Raw genomic sequence first — 15,520 nt, 5'->3', positions numbered from 1 at the left:
ACGGCGCGGTACGCCCACGTCGTCTGGCAGTGGTCGCAGCGGTACTGCGGCTCGTCGCTCACTCGTCGTCGTCCTCTCCGATCAGCCCGCGCGAGGCCGCCCACCGCGCGGCCTCGTGGCGGGAGCTGAGCTGCAGCTTGCGCAGCACCGCGCGGACGTGGGACTCGACGGTCCGCGGCCCGATCCCGAGCCGCTGGCCGATCCGCTTGTAGGCGTAGCCGCGCGCGAGGTGGTGCAGCACCTCGCGCTCGCGCGGGGTCAGCTGCTCCAGCGGGTCGTCGTCGGGCACGGCGGCGACCTCCGGGCGGCTGAACGCCTGCAGGACGAACGCCGCCAGGCGCGGGCTGAAGTACGCGTCGCCCTGGGCGACCTGCTCGATCGCCGCGACCAGGTCGGTCGTCGCGATCGTCTTGGTCACGTAGCCGAGCGCGCCCGCCCGGATCATCGGGACGACGTCCTCGGCCGCGTCGGACACCGACAGCGCCAGCACCGCGGGCGGCGCCTCGCCCCCGCGCGCCAGCGCCTCCAGCACCGCGACGCCGCCGCCGTCGGGCAGGTGGACGTCGAGCAGGACGACCTCCGGCGCGGTCGCGCCGATCACCGCGACGGCCTCGGCCGGCGTCTCGGCCTCGCCGACGATCTCGCACGCCGCGGCGAGCTCGGCCCGGACCCCCGCCCGGAACAGCTGGTGGTCGTCGACGACGACGATCCGGCGCCGCGTCACCGCGTGACCCCGATCCGCAGGGCGACCTCGGTGCCCTCGCCGGGCGCCGTGTCGATCGTCGCGCTGCCGCCGGCCGCGGCCATCCGGCCGACGATCGCGTCGCGGACCCCGCGGCGCTCGGTCGGGACCGCGTCGGGCACGAAGCCCGGGCCCTCGTCGCGGACGAAGACCGCGGCGCCGTCGGGCGTGACCTCGGCGAACACGAACACGGGCGCGCCGCCGCCGTGGTGGGTGGCGTTGCGCAGCGCCTCCCGCGCCGCCGCGGCCAGCGCCTCACCGGAGGCGTCGAGCGGGCGGTCGCCGATCGCGCTCAGCTCGATCGCCACGTCGCGCTCCTCCTCGACTTCTCCTACAACATCGTGAAGTGCTGCAACAAGAGTCTCGGAGGCCAGCTCGGCCTCCCCCGCCATCCAGGCGCGCAGCGCGTGCTCCTGGCGGCGCGCCAGCCGCGTGACCGCGTGCGGGTCGTGGGCCTGGCGCTGCACGAGCGCGAGCGTCTGCAAGACGCTGTCGTGCAGGTGCGCGGCGAAGCGGCGGCGGTCGGCCTCACGCGCGGCGGCCGCGTCGCGCTGGTCGTCGCGGGCCAGCGCGGCGATCAGCAGCGGCGTCCCGGCGATCACGGCGATCGCCGCCATCGCCAGTAGCACGACGAGGAGGAGCAGCCCGCGGTCCGAGGACAGCGAGAAGCCGAACAGGCCGATCGCCACGAACGCCGCCCAGCCGATCAGCGCGACGCCGGCCAGCGCGCGCCACGGGAAGCCGGGCGTGCGCGCCGGCGCGCCGTTCTCGGTGATCTGGCGCCACCCCGACGAGCGCTGCGCGAGGCCGATCCGGACGCGCATCGCGTCGGAGACCAGGACGACCCCGCCGGTCGCCGCGAGCACGATCAGCGCCAGCGGCCAGAACCTCATGTGCACGAAGTCCGACGCCGTCCGGCCCTCGAGCAGGCCCGCGACGCCGCTGGTCCGCTGCAGCGCGGCGAGCGCCAGCCAGGCCGCGCCGGCCAGGCCGATGAGGACGACCATCAGCAGCGCCGGCTGGCGGTGCACGGCGGCGAGCGCGCGCGGGATCAGGACGCCCGCGCCGGCGACGACGCCGACGATCGCGACCGTGATCCCGACAGCAGCCGAGCCCGCGTGCTCGAGGACCAGGACGAGCCCCGCGAGCATCGCCAGCCCGCCCGCGGCGGTCGCCACGAAGGCGCCGTCCTGCCAGGGCGGCCGGGGCTGCTGCGGTTGCCGCGGCGTCGCGGGCATCCCGGACGCGGGCACGCGCGGCATCTGGGTCGTCGTGTCGCTCATCGCTGCTGCTCCTTGGCCTTCGGCACGGCGCATGGCCCGCCGATCAGCCGCCTGACGTGCGTGACCTGGCGGCGCTCTTCGCGCGCGCGCACGCGCCATGCGGCGATCTCCCGCGCCCGCTCCCTCTTCGTGACGCCCTGCGGGTCCGGCTTGACCTCGACGCCGCCCGGGAAACCGGGCCAGCTCGGGTTGGTGTCCGGCTGGACGGCGTCGGCGTAGTCGCGCAGGATCAGGCTTCCGCCCGACGAGTCGAACCTGACGTGCAGCGTCGTCCTGGCGTGCACGCCGTGGTCGGGCGAGCTGACGTGCCCCGCGTGGCCGAAGTACTGCGTCCCGAAGACCGTGACGGCCTGGTAGGGATCGGCGTCGCCGGTCAGGAAGGTCGCGGCGCGCGCCGCGAACGGGCGCACGTGGTAGTCGATGTCGACCGCGACGCAGCGGTCGTGCGGCAGCGCGACGATCGTTCGGCGCAGGCCGCCGCGGATCCTCAGCGTGTCCTCGCCCCACGGCAGGTCGGTGTGGCGCAGGTCGACGACCATCGTCCCGAGCCCGGACTCGTAGCCGTCGGCAGGGATGTCGGAGAACCGTGCCGGCATGTAGGTCCGGTCGCCCGCCTGCGGCGCGACGTGCACGCCGGAGGCGGCGATCGCGATCGACGGCAGGACCAGCGCGGAGACCGGCAGCAGCGCCCAGGCCGGGCCGAGGCGCGTCCAGGACGCCAGCGCGCCGAGGAACATCGCGCCGGCGACGATCGCCACGATCCAGCCGAAGCCGAAGATCGTCGCGCCCGCGGCGAGCAGTCCGAGCGTGCCGAGGCCCGCGATCGCCGCGCAGCCGAGGATCACCGACGTGATCCCGCGCGGGGCGACACGGCCGCCGGCGCCGCGCGCGGCCGCGCCGGCCTCGCCCTCGGCGGGGATGATCAGCCAGCAGGCGAGGTAGACGAGCGCGCCGAGCCCGGCGAACGCGGTGGTCAGCACGAAGCCCGCGCGCAGCGTCGCGACCGGGATCGGGCGGACGCGGGCGATGCCCTCGCACACGCCTCCGATCCAGCGGCCACGGGTGGCCCGGGCGAGCGGCTGATGCTGCGGTTCCATGCCAGCAGTGTGGCTCGCCGATGCACCGGCCGGTAGTCGGACTTGCCCGGAGCGTTCTCCGGGATGTCCCGGAGGCGTTCCCGGGTACGTCTTCTGACTCGCCGGTCAGTTGCGTGCCCAACCGCACACAACCGTTACACGGATCGATGGAACACTCCTTCATGTCATGACGCTCGCCCCCGAATCTCCCGTCCATGACGACCGCCCGCTGATCGGCGCGGCGCCGCCATCGCCCGCCGGGCCGATCGACGACGCGGAGGCGGCCTCGCTGCCGCTGCCGCCGATGGTCGACCTGCCGAAGACGATCCAGACGCTGCGCTTCAACCAGCGCCAGATCGACTTCGTCTTCGGCGCGCGCCGCCGCCTCGGCGAGGTCTTCCGGATGCGCGGGATCATCCCCGGCGGCCCGGTGATCACCTCGCACCCGGACCACGTCCAGTCGCTCTTCAAGGCCAAGCCCGACCTCGCGCCGTCGCTGACGGCCGAGTCGCCGCTGCGCCCGATCGTCGGCCCGAACTCGACGCTGACCGCCAACGGCCCGCGCCACCTGCGCCAGCGCAAGCTGCTGCTGCCGCCGTTCCACGGCGAGGCGATCGAGAAGTACATGGACATGATCCGCGACGCCGCCGAACACGAGATCGACAGGTGGCCGGTCGGCAAGGAGATCGAGCTGGCGCCGCGGATGCAGGCGATCACGCTCGACGTGATCATGTCCGGGATCTTCGGCATCGAGGGCAAGCCGCAGCGCGGCACGCCCGAGGCGGCGCTGCGCCGCGCGATCCGCGGCCTGGTCGAGGTCTCGACATGGAAGATCGCCCAGCTCGGCGAGTTGATGAACATCGGCTCCGACGAGCCGGTCGGGATCACCAAGGCGGGACTCGAGTTCCTGGACCGCCCGACCTACGCGGTGATCGCGCAGCGGCGCAGGGCCGCGGACGTCGAAGAGCGGGGCGACATCCTGTCGCTGCTGCTGCAGGCGCGGACCGAGGACGGCGAGGGGCTGACCGACCACGAGCTGCGCGACGAGCTGCTGACGCTCGTGCTCGCCGGCCACGAGACGACGGCGAACTCGCTGGCGTGGGCGTGGGAGCGGCTGGTCCGGACCCCGGCGGCCTACGACCGCCTCCGCGACGCGACCCGCGGCGGCGACGCCGCGCTCTCTGAGAAGGTCGTCGAGCAGACGATCACCGAAGCAATGCGCTCGCGGCCGGTCATCCCGATCATCGGGCGGCGCGTGAAGGTGCCGTGGCGGCTGGGCGACTACGCGGTGCCGGCCGACACGCCGGTGACGATGAGCATCCTGCTCATCCACCACCGCGAGGACGTCTACCCGGACCCGTTCGCGTTCCGGCCGGAGCGCTGGGAGGGCCAGAAGCCCGGCACGTACACGTGGATCCCGTTCGGCGGCGGCACGCGCCGCTGCCTCGGCGCGGCGCTGGCGATGGCCGAGCAGCGCGTCGTGATGGAGGCGATGGCGCGGCGCCTGGATCTGGTCGCCGACCGGCCGGAGCCCGAGACCGCGATCCACCGCAACGTCACGATGATCCCGTCGCGCAACGCGCGGGTGAAGGTCGTCAGCCGGGCGGCGTGAGCTCCACGACGTGCTGGCGCGCGTCGGGGTGAGCAAGCTGTAGGAGTCGCTCGGCGGCGCGCGTGATCGCGCGCTCGTCGGGCTTGGTGTAGGCCTTGGTGGTGAAGCGCGCGACCGTGAGCGTCGCGCGCTGCTTGTTGGTGGCCTCGATGCGCCAGTTGCCGGCGGCGAAGCCGTCGATCAGGACGAGCCCGGCGAACAGGCCGTTCTGGGTCATGACCTTCGGGCGGTGCTCGGCGGGCAGGACGCGGGTGCCGTCGGCGTGGCTGAGGATCAGGTTGTCGAACGGACCGGTGAGGATCGGCGCGACGCGGCCGCTGTCGCCCGGGTCGGGACGCGGCGCGTCCGGGAGGTCGTAGAGCGTGCGCCTGCCGGTCTGCGCGTCGGTGGCGGTGACCGCACGGCCCTGCTCGGCCAGCGCCCTGAAGTGCGGCGCGAGGCGGGTCAGGCCCGACCACTTCTGGGCGTCCTGGACGGTGGCCGGGCCGAACGCGTTCAGGTAGCGGAGGATCAAGTCCTCCATGTCGAGTTGATGGTCGTGCTCGGAAACGTCCGGGCACCACGCCTCCAGCGACGTGTGGGCCGCGGCGCCGCCCTGGAGCCAGAGGCCGCGCGGCGGGACCTGGACGAGCGGGACGTGCGCCCGGACCTGCTGCGCGAGGCGGGTGGCGTCGTCGCCGGGGAACCGCGGGCCGAGCTGCTCGGCGAGCTGGGCGAACGTGCGCGGCCGGTCCTCGACGAGCGCGCGGCCGGCGCGGGCGACGGCGCCGGCCGCGGCGGCGACCCCGTGGTTGTTGTCGGTCGCGCGCGCGATCATCGGCTGGACGAGCGGGCGCAACCTGTAGGCGTCGCGGGCGGAGACGAGGTGGATCGTCCCGCGCATCAGGACGATCCGGACCGCCGCGTGGGACTCCAGCAGCGCCGACAGCTCGAGCGGGTCGAAGCCCTGCAGGCGCGGCAGCAGCTGGAGGTACGGCGCCCTGGCGTCCTGGGCCTGCAGGCCGACGAGGTGCTCGACGGCCTCCAGCGCGCTCGCCCTCCGCGGCGCCAGCAGCCACTGCCGGGCGAGCAGCGCGCGGTTGAGCGCGAGGGTGTCGAGCGGCGGGAGGTCGGCCATCGGCCCCGCGAACGCTACCCGGGGACCTTGAAGCTCACCGTGCGCGGCCCGGAGCGGTTGCCCTCGGCGTCGACCGCGGTGACCGACAGCTCGTAGCTGCCGCGCCCGAGCGCGAGCCCCGCGCCGAACGACGAGCTGACCCTGAAGGCGATGGTCCTGGTCGTCGGCTTGTAGGTCTTGCTCCGGGTCGACCTGATGAAGTACGTGCAGGGCCGGCCCTTGCGGTTCCTGCGCGTCGGCGCGACGCAGGACGAGCCGGCGCGCCGGCCGGGCAGGCCGTAGAGCACGCGCACGGTGACCGTCGCCGGGCGCGTGAGCCGCACGGTCGCGGTCGCGTGGGTCGCCCTGCGGGCCCTGACGTGCCTGCGCCTGTTCGCCCTGCGCGCGGTGTACAGCGTGTGCTTCGAGAGGCGGACCGACTGCAGGACGACCGGCGCGGGCTTGGGCCTGGGCGCGGGTGCGGCGGGCCTCGGCGCGGGCGCCACGACGGCCGGCGGCGCCGGCGGCGTGGGCGCGAACGTCACGCCGGCCTGGCGGTCGCCGCCCATGCTCACCAGGCACGTCGGCCCGCTGCCCGAGCAGACGCCGGTCCAGCTCGCGATCACCGAGCCGGCCCGCGGCCTGGCGGTCAGCGTGACCGTGCGGCCGGTGCCGTAGTGCTGCTCGCAGTCGCTGACGCAGGCGATGCCCGGCAGGTCGCTGACGACCGTGCCGCGGTCGATGCCGCCGCCGACGCTCACGGTCAGGTCGCTGCGCGCGGGCGGCGCGTGGCCGTCGGCGTCGAGGCGCACGACGCGGTCGCCGCCGGTGTCGGCGACCAGCACGGTCCCGCCGTCGGCGCTGACCGCCAGGCCGCCGGGATCGACGACCTGGCCGGGCCCCGCGCCCTCGGTCGCGATCGTCGTCCAGGAGCTGCTCGTCGCGCTCGGCGCGCTGACGACGCGCGCGCCGTCGGCCGTGCCCGGCCGCTGCTCGGCGACGTACAGCGACCCGTCGGGGCCGAAGCCGAGGCCGGACGGGTGGTCCCACGTCGTCCCGCCGCCGGGCGCGGCGACGGAGGTGCCGGCGTCGACCGCGCGCACCGAGGTGTCGTCGGCGACGAACGCGGTGCCGTCCGGCGAGACCGCCACGGCAGCGGGGTGCGACAGGCCGGAGCGGACGGTCGTGGCGTTCCCGGCGCCGTCGATCCGGACGACCACGCCGTCCCTCGACCCGGCGACGTAGACGCCCCCGCCCGGCGCGGCCGCGACGCCCAGCGGGCGCGCGACCGCGACCATGGCAATGACATTGCCGCCCGGCCCGATCTCCTGCACGCGGTCGTTGCCGTAGTCGGCGACCCAGAGGTTCCCGGCCGCGTCGTAGGCGACGTCGTGCGGGAGGTCGAACTGCCCCGGGTTGCTGCCCTCGGTCGCGAAGCCGGTGGAGGCGCTGACCTGGCCGCGCAGCCCGGCCCAGGTGCCGTCGGCCGCGATCAGCCCGATCCGCTCGTCGAAGCTGTCGGCGACCGCGATCGTCCCGTCGGGCGCGAAGGCCACGCCCTCCGGCCGCGTGAAGTAGCCCGGGCCACGCCCGCTGATCCCCCAGATCGAGCGGATCCCGTTGTTGACGTCGAACGCCTGCATGCGGTCGTTGGCGGTGTCGGCGACGTCGACGCCGCCGCCCGGCGTGTCGGTGAGCGCGCCGACCGAGCGGATGATCGCCATGTTGCCGGTGCCCGGCCCGTAGCCCTGCGCGCCGATCGTCCCGAGGAAGGCCAGCGACCCGGCGTCGAAGACGTCCACGCGGTTGTTGAGGTTGTCGGCGACGAACAGGCGGTTGGGGTCGTGGGAGTCGACCGCCACGTCGTAGGGGTTCTGCAGCTGGCCCGGCCCGGTGCCGAACGTCCCGACCGCGCCGACCTGGTCCAGCGACGTCGCGTCGAGCACGACGATCCGGTGGTGGTCGTCGTCGGCGACGTAGACGAGCGTGCCCGCGGGGTTCAGCGCGATCCCCTGCGGCGCCGAGAGGTCCACGGCCGCGGGCGAGAACGACGGCGCGGCGCTCGGCCTCAGCGTCGCCGGGTCCAGGACGAAGCGCGCGACGCGCTCGTTGCCCTGGTCGGCGACGTAGACCACCGGCGGCTGGCCGGGCGCTTGGGCCACGGCGATGCCCGACGCGCTGCGCCCGCCGCCGATCGACGTGTCCGGGTTGCCGCCGAGCAGGTCGAAGACGGTCCTGTCGCCGAACGTCGTGACGTACGCGCCGCTGGACTGGTCGAAGACCTGGACGCGCTCGTTCTGGGAGTCGAGCACGTAGACGTGGCCGGAGCGGTCGGTCGCCACGCCGCCGACCGGTCCGAGCCGCCCGTTCTCGCCGCGCACCGACTGGTAGCCGAAGGCGAACTTGAACTGGCCGTCGGGCCCGAAGGCCTGCACGACGCTCGAGTTCTGGTCGCCGACGAAGACCGTCTGGCCGCCCGGCGACACCCCCACCGCCTGCGGGAAGCGGAAGACGCCGTTGCCCTGCGGCGCCTCCCCCACCACCGACGGCGTCCACGCCGCCGACGCGGTTCCGCCCAGCGCCGCGCACGCCAGCGCCGCCGCCGTTGCCATGACCATCGCCCGCACCGATCTCCCCATGCACCCGCAACGCTGCCACATGCGGCCAGGTGACGCGGCGGTGTCCTCGTATCCTGGAGGGTCGTGCCGCTCGCCGAGCTTCGTGACCGCCTGGAGGAGCTGACGCTGCTCGACGCGCACCGCCTCGCGCGGCGGCTGGACCGCGCGCGCCGCCATCCGGAGGACGACAGGGCGCTGGCGAGGCTCGACCGCGACTTCGCGACCGCAGCGGCGCGGGTCGACAGGCGCCGCGCCGCGGTCCCGCAGGACATCACCTACCCGGAGCAGCTCCCGGTCTCCGGCCGGCGCGAGGAGCTGATGGCGGCGATCCGCGACCACCAGGTCGTCGTGGTCGCCGGCGAGACCGGGTCGGGCAAGACCACGCAGATCCCGAAGATGTGCCTGGAGCTCGGGCGCGGGATCCGCGGGACGATCGCGCACACGCAGCCGCGGCGGCTGGCCGCGCGGACCGTCGCGCAGCGGATCGCCGACGAGCTCGACGTCCCGCTCGGCGACGCCGTCGGTTACGCGATCCGGTTCAACGACAAGTCGTCGGAGAACACGCTGGTGCGGTTGATGACCGACGGCCTGCTGCTGGCCGAGATCCAGCACGACCGGCTGCTGCGCCGCTACGACACCATCGTCATCGACGAGGCCCACGAGCGCTCGTTGAACATCGATTTCCTGCTCGGTTACCTGCACCAGCTGCTGCCCAAGCGGCCCGACCTGAAGCTCATCATCACGTCGGCGACGATCGACCCCGGGCAGTTCGCCGCGCACTTCGGCGACGCGCCGATCGTCGAGGTGTCCGGTCGCACCTTCCCGGTCGAGACGCGCTACCGCGCGCTGGAGGACCGCGACCAGCCCGAGGCGATCGGCGACGCCTGCGACGAGCTGCTGCGCGCGTCGCGCGATGGAGACGTCCTGGTGTTCCTGTCCGGCGAGCGAGAGATCCGCGACACCGCGGACGCGCTGCGGGGCCGGTACAAGGACGACAACAACCTCGAAGTGCTTCCCTTGTACGCGCGGCTGTCGACCGCGGAGCAGCAGAAGGTCTTCCAGCCGCACCGCAAGCGGCGCGTCGTGCTGGCCACCAACGTCGCCGAGACGTCGCTGACCGTGCCGGGGATCAAGTACGTGGTCGACCCGGGCTTCGCGCGGATGTCGCGCTACAGCGCGCGGCTGAAGGTCCAGCGGCTGCCGATCGAGCCGATCTCGCAGGCGTCGGCCGACCAGCGCAAGGGCCGCTGCGGGCGCACGTCGGACGGCATCTGCATCCGCCTCTACGACGAGGAGGAGTTCGCCGAGCGCCCGCGCTTCACCGATCCGGAGATCCTGCGGACCAACCTCGCGTCGGTGATCCTGCAGATGGCCGCGCTGGACCTCGGCGCGGTCGGCGACTTCCCGTTCCTGGACCCGCCGGACGCGCGCCAGGTGCGCGACGGCGTCAACCTGCTCGTGGAGCTGAGCGCGCTGGACCCGGACGCGCCCGCGGGCAGGCGGCTGACGCAGGTCGGGCGCAAGCTCGCGCGGCTGCCGGTCGACCCGCGGATGGCGCGGATGATCATCGAGGCCGACAAGCTCTCGTGCGTCGACGAGGTCGTCGTGATCGCGGCCGCGCTGTCGATCCAGGACCCGCGCGAGCGGCCGAGCGAGTTCCAGGCGCAGGCCGACCAGTCGCACGCGCGCTTCAAGGACGATGACTCGGACTTCATCGCGTACCTGAACCTCTGGTCCTACGTCCGCGAGCAGCAGAAGGAGCTGAGCGGATCGCAGTTCCGCAAGCGGATGAAGGCCGAGTACCTGCACTTCCTGCGCATCCGCGAGTGGCAGGACCTCGTCGGCCAGCTGCGCCAGGCGAGCAAGGAGCTGGGCGTCACCCGCAACCAGACGCCGGCCGAGCCGCAGCAGATCCACGTCGCGTTGTTGTCCGGGTTGCTCTCGCACGTCGGGATGAAGGACGGCGCGAAGCGCGAGTTCGTGGGCGCGCGCGGCGCGCGCTTCTCGATCTTCCCGGGCTCGACGCTGGCCAGGAAGCAGCCCGCGTGGGTGATGGTCGCCGAGCTGGTCGAGACCGCGCGGCTGTTCGGCCGGACCGCGGCGAAGATCGAGCCGGCGTGGGTCGAGCCGCTGGCCGAGCACCTCGTCAAGCGCACGTACTCCGAGCCGCGCTGGGAGCGCAGGCGCGGCGCGGTCGTCGCGACCGAGCGGGTCACGTTGTACGGGTTGCCGATCGTCGGCGGGCGCCGGGTCGGCTATGCGGCGATCGACCCGGAGCTGGCACGCGACCTGTTCATCCGCCGCGCGCTGGTCGAGCGCGACTGGGACACGCGCCACCGCTTCTTCGCCGAGAACGCTCGCATGCTCGAAGAGATCGACAAGCTCGAGCAGCGCGAGCGGCGGCGGGACATCATGGTCGACGACCAGGTGCTCTACGACTTCTTCGCGCAGCGGATCCCGGAGCGCGTGGTGAGCGCCGCGCACTTCGACCGCTGGTGGAAGGACGCGCGGCGCAGCGAGCCGGACCTGTTGACCTACACGTTGGAGCTGCTCGTCCGGCCCGAGGCGCGCGACGCGCTCGACGGCGCCGGGCGGCCGACCGCGTGGCGCCAGGGCGACGGCACGTTCCCGTTGACCTACGCCTTCGAGCCGGGCTCCGAGCGCGACGGCGTGACCGTGCACATCCCGCTGGCCGTGCTGCCGCAGGTCAGGGCCGTCGGCTTCGAGTGGCTGGTCCCGGCCTTCCGCGACGAGCTGGTGACCGCGCTGCTGCGCGGGCTGCCGAAGGAGCTGCGCCGGCCGCTCGTGCCGGTGCCCGAGACCGCGGCGCTCGCCGTGGCACGCATGAAGCCGCGCTCGGGACCGCTGACCGAGGTGCTCGCGCGCGAGGTCAGCGCGCTGAAGGGCACGCTGGTCCCGGCCGAGGCGTTCGCGCCCGCCGCGCTGCCCGACCACCTCAAGATGACGTTCTCGATCGAGGACGAGCATGGCGTCGTCGTCGCCCAGGGCACCGACCTGGCGGCGGTGCGCGAGCAGGTCAAGCCGCAGCTGCGCGCGGCGCTGAGCGCGGCGACCGCGGGCTACGAGCGGCTCGGGCTGACCGGGTGGGACGGCTTCGACCAGCTGCCGCGCGAGATCGCGTTGCGTGGCGTCGGCGACGCCGGCCGCGCGTTCCCGGCGCTGGTGGACCGCGGCGACCACGTGGACGTCAAGATGATGGAGTCGCGCGCGGCGGCCGACGCCACGATGGCGCTCGGCACGCGCCGCCTGCTGCTCCTGACGATCCCCTCCCCCGCGCGCCAGGTCATCGGCAGGCTCGACAACCGCGCGCAGCTGCTGCTCGCCGCCGCGCCGCACGGCTCGCTGGCCGCGGTCGTCGACGACGCGATGGCCGCCGCGGCCGACGTCCTGATGGCCGAGGCCGGAGGTCCCGCCTGGGACGCGGCGGGCTTCGCGAGGCTGCGCGGCCACGTCGCCGGGTCGCTGGGCGCGCGCACGTCGGTCGTGATGCGCGACGTCGTCGAGATCCTCGGCGCCCGCGCCGACCTGCACCGGCGGATGGAGACGATGGTCGCCCCGCAGGTCCGCGACGCGCGCCAGGACGTCGCCGAGCAGCTCGGCGGCCTCGTCTACCCCGGCTTCGTCGCGGCGACCGGCGCCTACCGGCTCGGCGACGTCGTCCGCTACCTCCACGCGGCCGAGCGGCGGCTGGAGCGGCTGCCCGACGTCATCGCCGTCGACCGTGACCGCATGGCGGCCGTCCGCGAGCTGGAGGCCGAGCTGCGCACGCGGATCAAGGCCTACACCAACGACGGCAAGCCGGTCCCGGCTGGGCTGACCGAGGCAGGGTGGTTGATCCAGGAGCTGCGCGTCGCCCAGTTCGCGCAGGCGCTCGGCGTCCGCGGGCAGGTCAGCGCGAAGCGGATCCGCAGGGTGATGGACTCGGCAGCATGACCTCGGAGGTCATCGCCAGGGCGCCGTGACGGCGGCAGGATCATGGCCATGACCAACTCCCCCTCCATCACCGAGACCATCAACCACTACCTGGACGCCTGGAACGAGGGCGTGCCGGAGCGCCGCCGGGCGCTGGTCGCGCTGGCCTTCGCCGACGACGCGACCTACAAGGACCCCATGATGGCCGGCGCCGGCGGCGACGAGATCGACGCGATGATCGGCGCCGCTCAGCAGCAGTTCCCCGGCCACCGGTTCGTCCTGGCCGCGGGGCCGGAGACGGTCGGCGACCACGTCCGGTTCGTCTGGCACCTGGTGCCCACGGCCGGCGGCGACGTCGTGGCGATCGGCCACGACTTCGCGACGGTCCGTCCCGACGGGCGCCTCGGCGAGGTCGTCGGCTTCCTCGAGACGCCGGTCGCCGCCGCGGCCTAGCGGACGCCGGGGCGCGGGACCCAGCCGGGCACGGCCCGCCGGTAGTCCTCGTAGGAGGACCCGAACCGGCGGGCCAGCCGCGGCTCCTCGACGAAGTGCGCCAGCGACGCGGTCGTGACCACGTAGACGGCCGCGGCGAGGAACAGGATCGGCTGGCTGAAGAACAGCGCCTCGCCGAAGACGATCGACGCGGTCGCCGCGTACATCGGGTTCCGGATGAAGCGGTAGACGCCGCCGGAGATCAGGAACGTCGTCGGCGCGGCGGGCGACGGCGTCCCGGCGCCGTCGCGGACGAAGCGGACGAAGACGTCGAGCAGGACGCCGAGCGCCGCGGCGATCAGCAGCGCGCCGCAGACGCGCGGGCCGGTCGTCGGGTCGGTGTCGTCGCGTCCGGCGACGGCCACCAGCAGGTACGGCCCGACGCCCGCCTCCAGGCAGGGGCCGGCGAGGAAGAACAGGATGTTGCCGAGGACCAGGGCCCGGCGGCGTCCGCGCTGCATCGCGGCGCATCTTGACGGAGGCCGCGGCGACTACGCTGGGCGGCGATGAAGCACTTCCTCCGTCCGCTCTTCGACCGCGTGGTGATCAAGGAGCTGGAGCCCGAGCGGTTCCGCCGCTCCGGCCTGCTCGTCCCGGCCGGCTCCAACGAGCCGCCGCCGCAGCACGGGATCGTCCTGGCGGTCGGGCAGGGCCTGGACTGGTGGGACCACGTCGGGGTCCGGATGCCGATCGCCCCGGGCGACCACGTCGTCTTCCACGCCGCGGCCGGCGCCTGGGTCGAGGTCGACGAGGAGCGACTGCTCGTCTGCCGCGTCGGCGAGATCCTCGGCGTCCTCGAGGAGGCCCGCGAGCCGGGCGACACGCCGCCGTCGGCCCCCGAGGAGACCGCGTACGAGGACGACGACGAGGCCTAGGGCCGCGCGCCGGCGCGGGCGACCGCGCGGGTGCCGAGGGCGCAGGCGGCGCTGAGCGCTGCGCGCGGGTCGGCTCCGGTGGCGCGGGCGGCGAGCCAGCCGGCGGCGAAGGCGTCGCCGGCGCCGGTCGTGTCGACGACGGGGTCGCTGCTCGGCGCGGCGATGCGGATCGTGTCGGCGCCGTCGGTCCAGAGCGCGCCGGCGGGGCCGAGCGTGATGACGACCTCGCGCGCGCCCGCTCGCTCGATCAGCGCGCGGGCCGCGGCCTCGGGGTCGTCCGCGCCGGTCAGGACGCGGGCCTCGTCGAGGTTGGGGAGTAGCGTGTCGGCGCCGGCGATCCACCGCAGCACGTGCTCGACGCCGGTCGCCTGCAGCGGCGCCGCCGACGCAGGATCGACCGAGATCGTCATGCCCGCGGCGCGCGCCAGCTCCAGCGCGCGCAGGCCTGCGGCGCGCGGGCCGTCGTGGAGCAACACGTAGCCGCTCAGGTGCAGGTGGTTGCCCGCGGCGAACAGCCCGGCCGGCAGATCGGAAGGCGCGAGCGCGAGGTTGGCGCCGCGGTCGGGCAGCATCGTGCGCTCGCCGTCGGCGCCGATGACCACGACGCAGGTCCCGGTCGCGCGCTCGCGATCAACGCCGACATGGACGTCGACGCCCGCCTCGCGCAGCTCGGAGACCGCGCCGCGGCCCGCGACGTCGTCGCCGGCGCGCGCGACCAGCGCAACGCCTACACCTTGCTCCGCCAGCCATGCCGCCACGTTCGCCGCCGCGCCGCCGCCGGTCCAGCGCACGCGCGCCTCGGTGTCGGACGCGTGCGCCAGCGGCTCGGCGGCCGCAGCGACGACGTCGACCATCAGGTCGCCGACGGCGACGATCGTCACGCGTCGAGCGCCCGCGCCTGCGCCGCCGCGATCTCCCCCGCCAGCCGGGCGTTGGCGAGGACGAGCGCGACGTTGGCCCGCAGCGACTCGCCGCCGGTGCCCTCGTGGAAGCGCGCGAGCAGGAACGGCGTGACGTCGCGGCCGCGGACGCCCTCGGCGGCGGCCGCCGCCAGCGACTCGCTCAGCACGCGCGCATGCAGCTCCGGGTCGAGCTGCTGATCCACGGGCAGCGGGTTGGCGATCACCAGCGCGCTGCCGTCAAGGCCCAGCTCGCCGCGCGCGCCGAGCACCGCCGCGATCTCCTCGGGCGAGTCGAGCTGCCACGGCAGCTCGTAGCCGCTCTCGGTCAGGTAGAAGGCCGGGAACTTGTCGGTCCTGTAGCCCGCGACGCCGATCCCCAGCGTCTCGAGCCGCTCGAGCGTCGCCGGGATGTCGAGGATCGACTTCACGCCCGCGCAGACCACGCAGATGTCGGTGCGCGACAGGCCGACGAGGTCGGCGGACTCGTCCCACGTCTCGCTCGCCTCGCGGTGCACGCCGCCGAGCCCGCCGGTCGCGAACAGGCCGATGCCGGCCTCCGCGGCCAGGTGCGCGGTCGCGGCGACGGTCGTCGCGCCGGTCGCGCCGCGGGCCGCGGCGATCGGCAGGTCGCGCGCGCTGCACTTGACGACGTCGTCGCGCGTGGCGATCGCCTCCAGCGCTTCGTCGTCGAGGCCGATGCGGACCTCGCCGTCGACCAGCGCGATCGTCGCCGGGACCGCGCCGCCGTCCCGCACCGCCTGCTCGATCTGGCGGGCGATCTCGATGTTCTGCGGGCGCGGCAGCCCGTGGGAGACGATGGTGGACTCGAGCGCGACGACGGCCTGGCCGGCCGCGAGCGCCTCGGCGACTTCGGGTGCGACGGTGATCATG

The 15,520-nt window shown here is 74.4% G+C and carries 12 protein-coding genes; 4 read left to right on the top strand and 8 right to left on the bottom strand.

Features of this window, described 5'->3' with window-relative positions:
• Window positions 1-58: 58 nt before the first annotated feature.
• Genes H030_RS33770 through H030_RS0119875 form a run of 3 tightly spaced genes read right to left on the bottom strand, consistent with a single transcriptional unit; the run spans window position 59 to window position 3,122 of the window.
• Window positions 59-724, bottom strand: a complete 666-nt coding sequence (locus H030_RS33770) for a response regulator (protein ID WP_035128010.1) — start codon at window positions 722-724, stop codon at window positions 59-61.
• Window positions 721-2,025 carry a sensor histidine kinase gene (locus H030_RS37565; protein WP_051223206.1) on the bottom strand — a complete coding sequence of 435 codons (1,305 nt, stop codon included), beginning with the start codon at window positions 2,023-2,025 and terminating at the stop codon, window positions 721-723. Before H030_RS37565 ends, H030_RS33770 begins: the two co-directional genes overlap by 4 nt.
• Window positions 2,022-3,122 carry a PspC domain-containing protein gene (locus H030_RS0119875; RefSeq protein ID WP_081690964.1) on the bottom strand — a complete coding sequence of 367 codons (1,101 nt, stop codon included), beginning with the start codon at window positions 3,120-3,122 and terminating at the stop codon, window positions 2,022-2,024. The genes H030_RS37565 and H030_RS0119875 overlap by 4 nt, the downstream gene beginning before the upstream one ends.
• 166 nt (window positions 3,123-3,288) lie before the next feature.
• Between H030_RS0119875 and H030_RS33760 the strand changes: the two genes are divergently transcribed.
• The gene (locus H030_RS33760) at window positions 3,289-4,713 is read left to right on the top strand and encodes a cytochrome P450 (RefSeq protein WP_035128008.1); all 1,425 of its coding nucleotides are present in this window, start codon (window positions 3,289-3,291) and stop codon (window positions 4,711-4,713) included.
• Here H030_RS33760 and H030_RS0119865 read toward each other — a convergent pair.
• Together H030_RS0119865 and H030_RS0119860 are read right to left on the bottom strand one after the other, a co-directional pair.
• Window positions 4,697-5,830, bottom strand: a complete 1,134-nt coding sequence (locus H030_RS0119865; RefSeq protein ID WP_027007389.1) for a winged helix DNA-binding domain-containing protein — start codon at window positions 5,828-5,830, stop codon at window positions 4,697-4,699. The genes H030_RS33760 and H030_RS0119865 overlap by 17 nt on opposite strands.
• Window positions 5,831-5,844: 14 nt before the next feature.
• Window positions 5,845-8,427, bottom strand: coding sequence for an NHL repeat-containing protein (locus tag H030_RS0119860; RefSeq protein ID WP_027007388.1), 2,583 nt, complete (start codon window positions 8,425-8,427; stop codon window positions 5,845-5,847).
• 84 nt (window positions 8,428-8,511) lie between these two features.
• On the opposite strand from H030_RS0119860, the gene hrpA reads away from it, so the two are divergent.
• Both hrpA and H030_RS0119850 read left to right on the top strand, forming a co-directional pair.
• Complete coding sequence (hrpA, locus tag H030_RS0119855) at window positions 8,512-12,381, top strand: ATP-dependent RNA helicase HrpA (protein ID WP_027007387.1); 3,870 nt, start codon at window positions 8,512-8,514, stop codon at window positions 12,379-12,381.
• Window positions 12,382-12,429: 48 nt separating this feature from the next.
• On the top strand, window positions 12,430-12,813 hold the full coding sequence (locus H030_RS0119850) for a nuclear transport factor 2 family protein (protein ID WP_027007386.1): 384 nt from the start codon (window positions 12,430-12,432) through the stop codon (window positions 12,811-12,813).
• On the opposite strand, the gene H030_RS0119845 is transcribed toward H030_RS0119850, so the two are convergent.
• Complete coding sequence (locus H030_RS0119845; RefSeq protein WP_027007385.1) at window positions 12,810-13,313, bottom strand: methyltransferase family protein; 504 nt, start codon at window positions 13,311-13,313, stop codon at window positions 12,810-12,812. The genes H030_RS0119850 and H030_RS0119845 overlap by 4 nt on opposite strands.
• Before the next feature lie 45 nt (window positions 13,314-13,358).
• Here H030_RS0119845 and H030_RS33755 point away from each other — a divergent pair, with 45 nt between their 5' ends.
• Window positions 13,359-13,727, top strand: a complete 369-nt coding sequence (locus H030_RS33755) for a co-chaperone GroES (RefSeq protein WP_081690963.1) — start codon at window positions 13,359-13,361, stop codon at window positions 13,725-13,727.
• Here the strand turns inward: H030_RS33755 and H030_RS0119835 are convergent.
• Window positions 13,724-14,608: a carbohydrate kinase family protein gene (locus H030_RS0119835; protein WP_027007384.1), complete on the bottom strand. Its 885-nt coding sequence runs from the start codon at window positions 14,606-14,608 to the stop codon at window positions 13,724-13,726. The two genes, H030_RS33755 and H030_RS0119835, sit on opposite strands and share 4 nt — an antisense overlap.
• Complete coding sequence (locus tag H030_RS0119830) at window positions 14,605-15,519, bottom strand: pseudouridine-5'-phosphate glycosidase (RefSeq protein ID WP_035128005.1); 915 nt, start codon at window positions 15,517-15,519, stop codon at window positions 14,605-14,607. The genes H030_RS0119835 and H030_RS0119830 overlap by 4 nt, the downstream gene beginning before the upstream one ends.
• Between the last annotated feature and the right edge of the window lies 1 nt (window position 15,520).

Origin of the sequence: Conexibacter woesei Iso977N (genome assembly GCF_000424625.1) — a bacterium.
GTDB classification, from domain to species: domain Bacteria; phylum Actinomycetota; class Thermoleophilia; order Solirubrobacterales; family Solirubrobacteraceae; genus Baekduia; species Baekduia woesei_A.
This window is presented reverse-complemented; position numbering and strand designations above follow the sequence as displayed.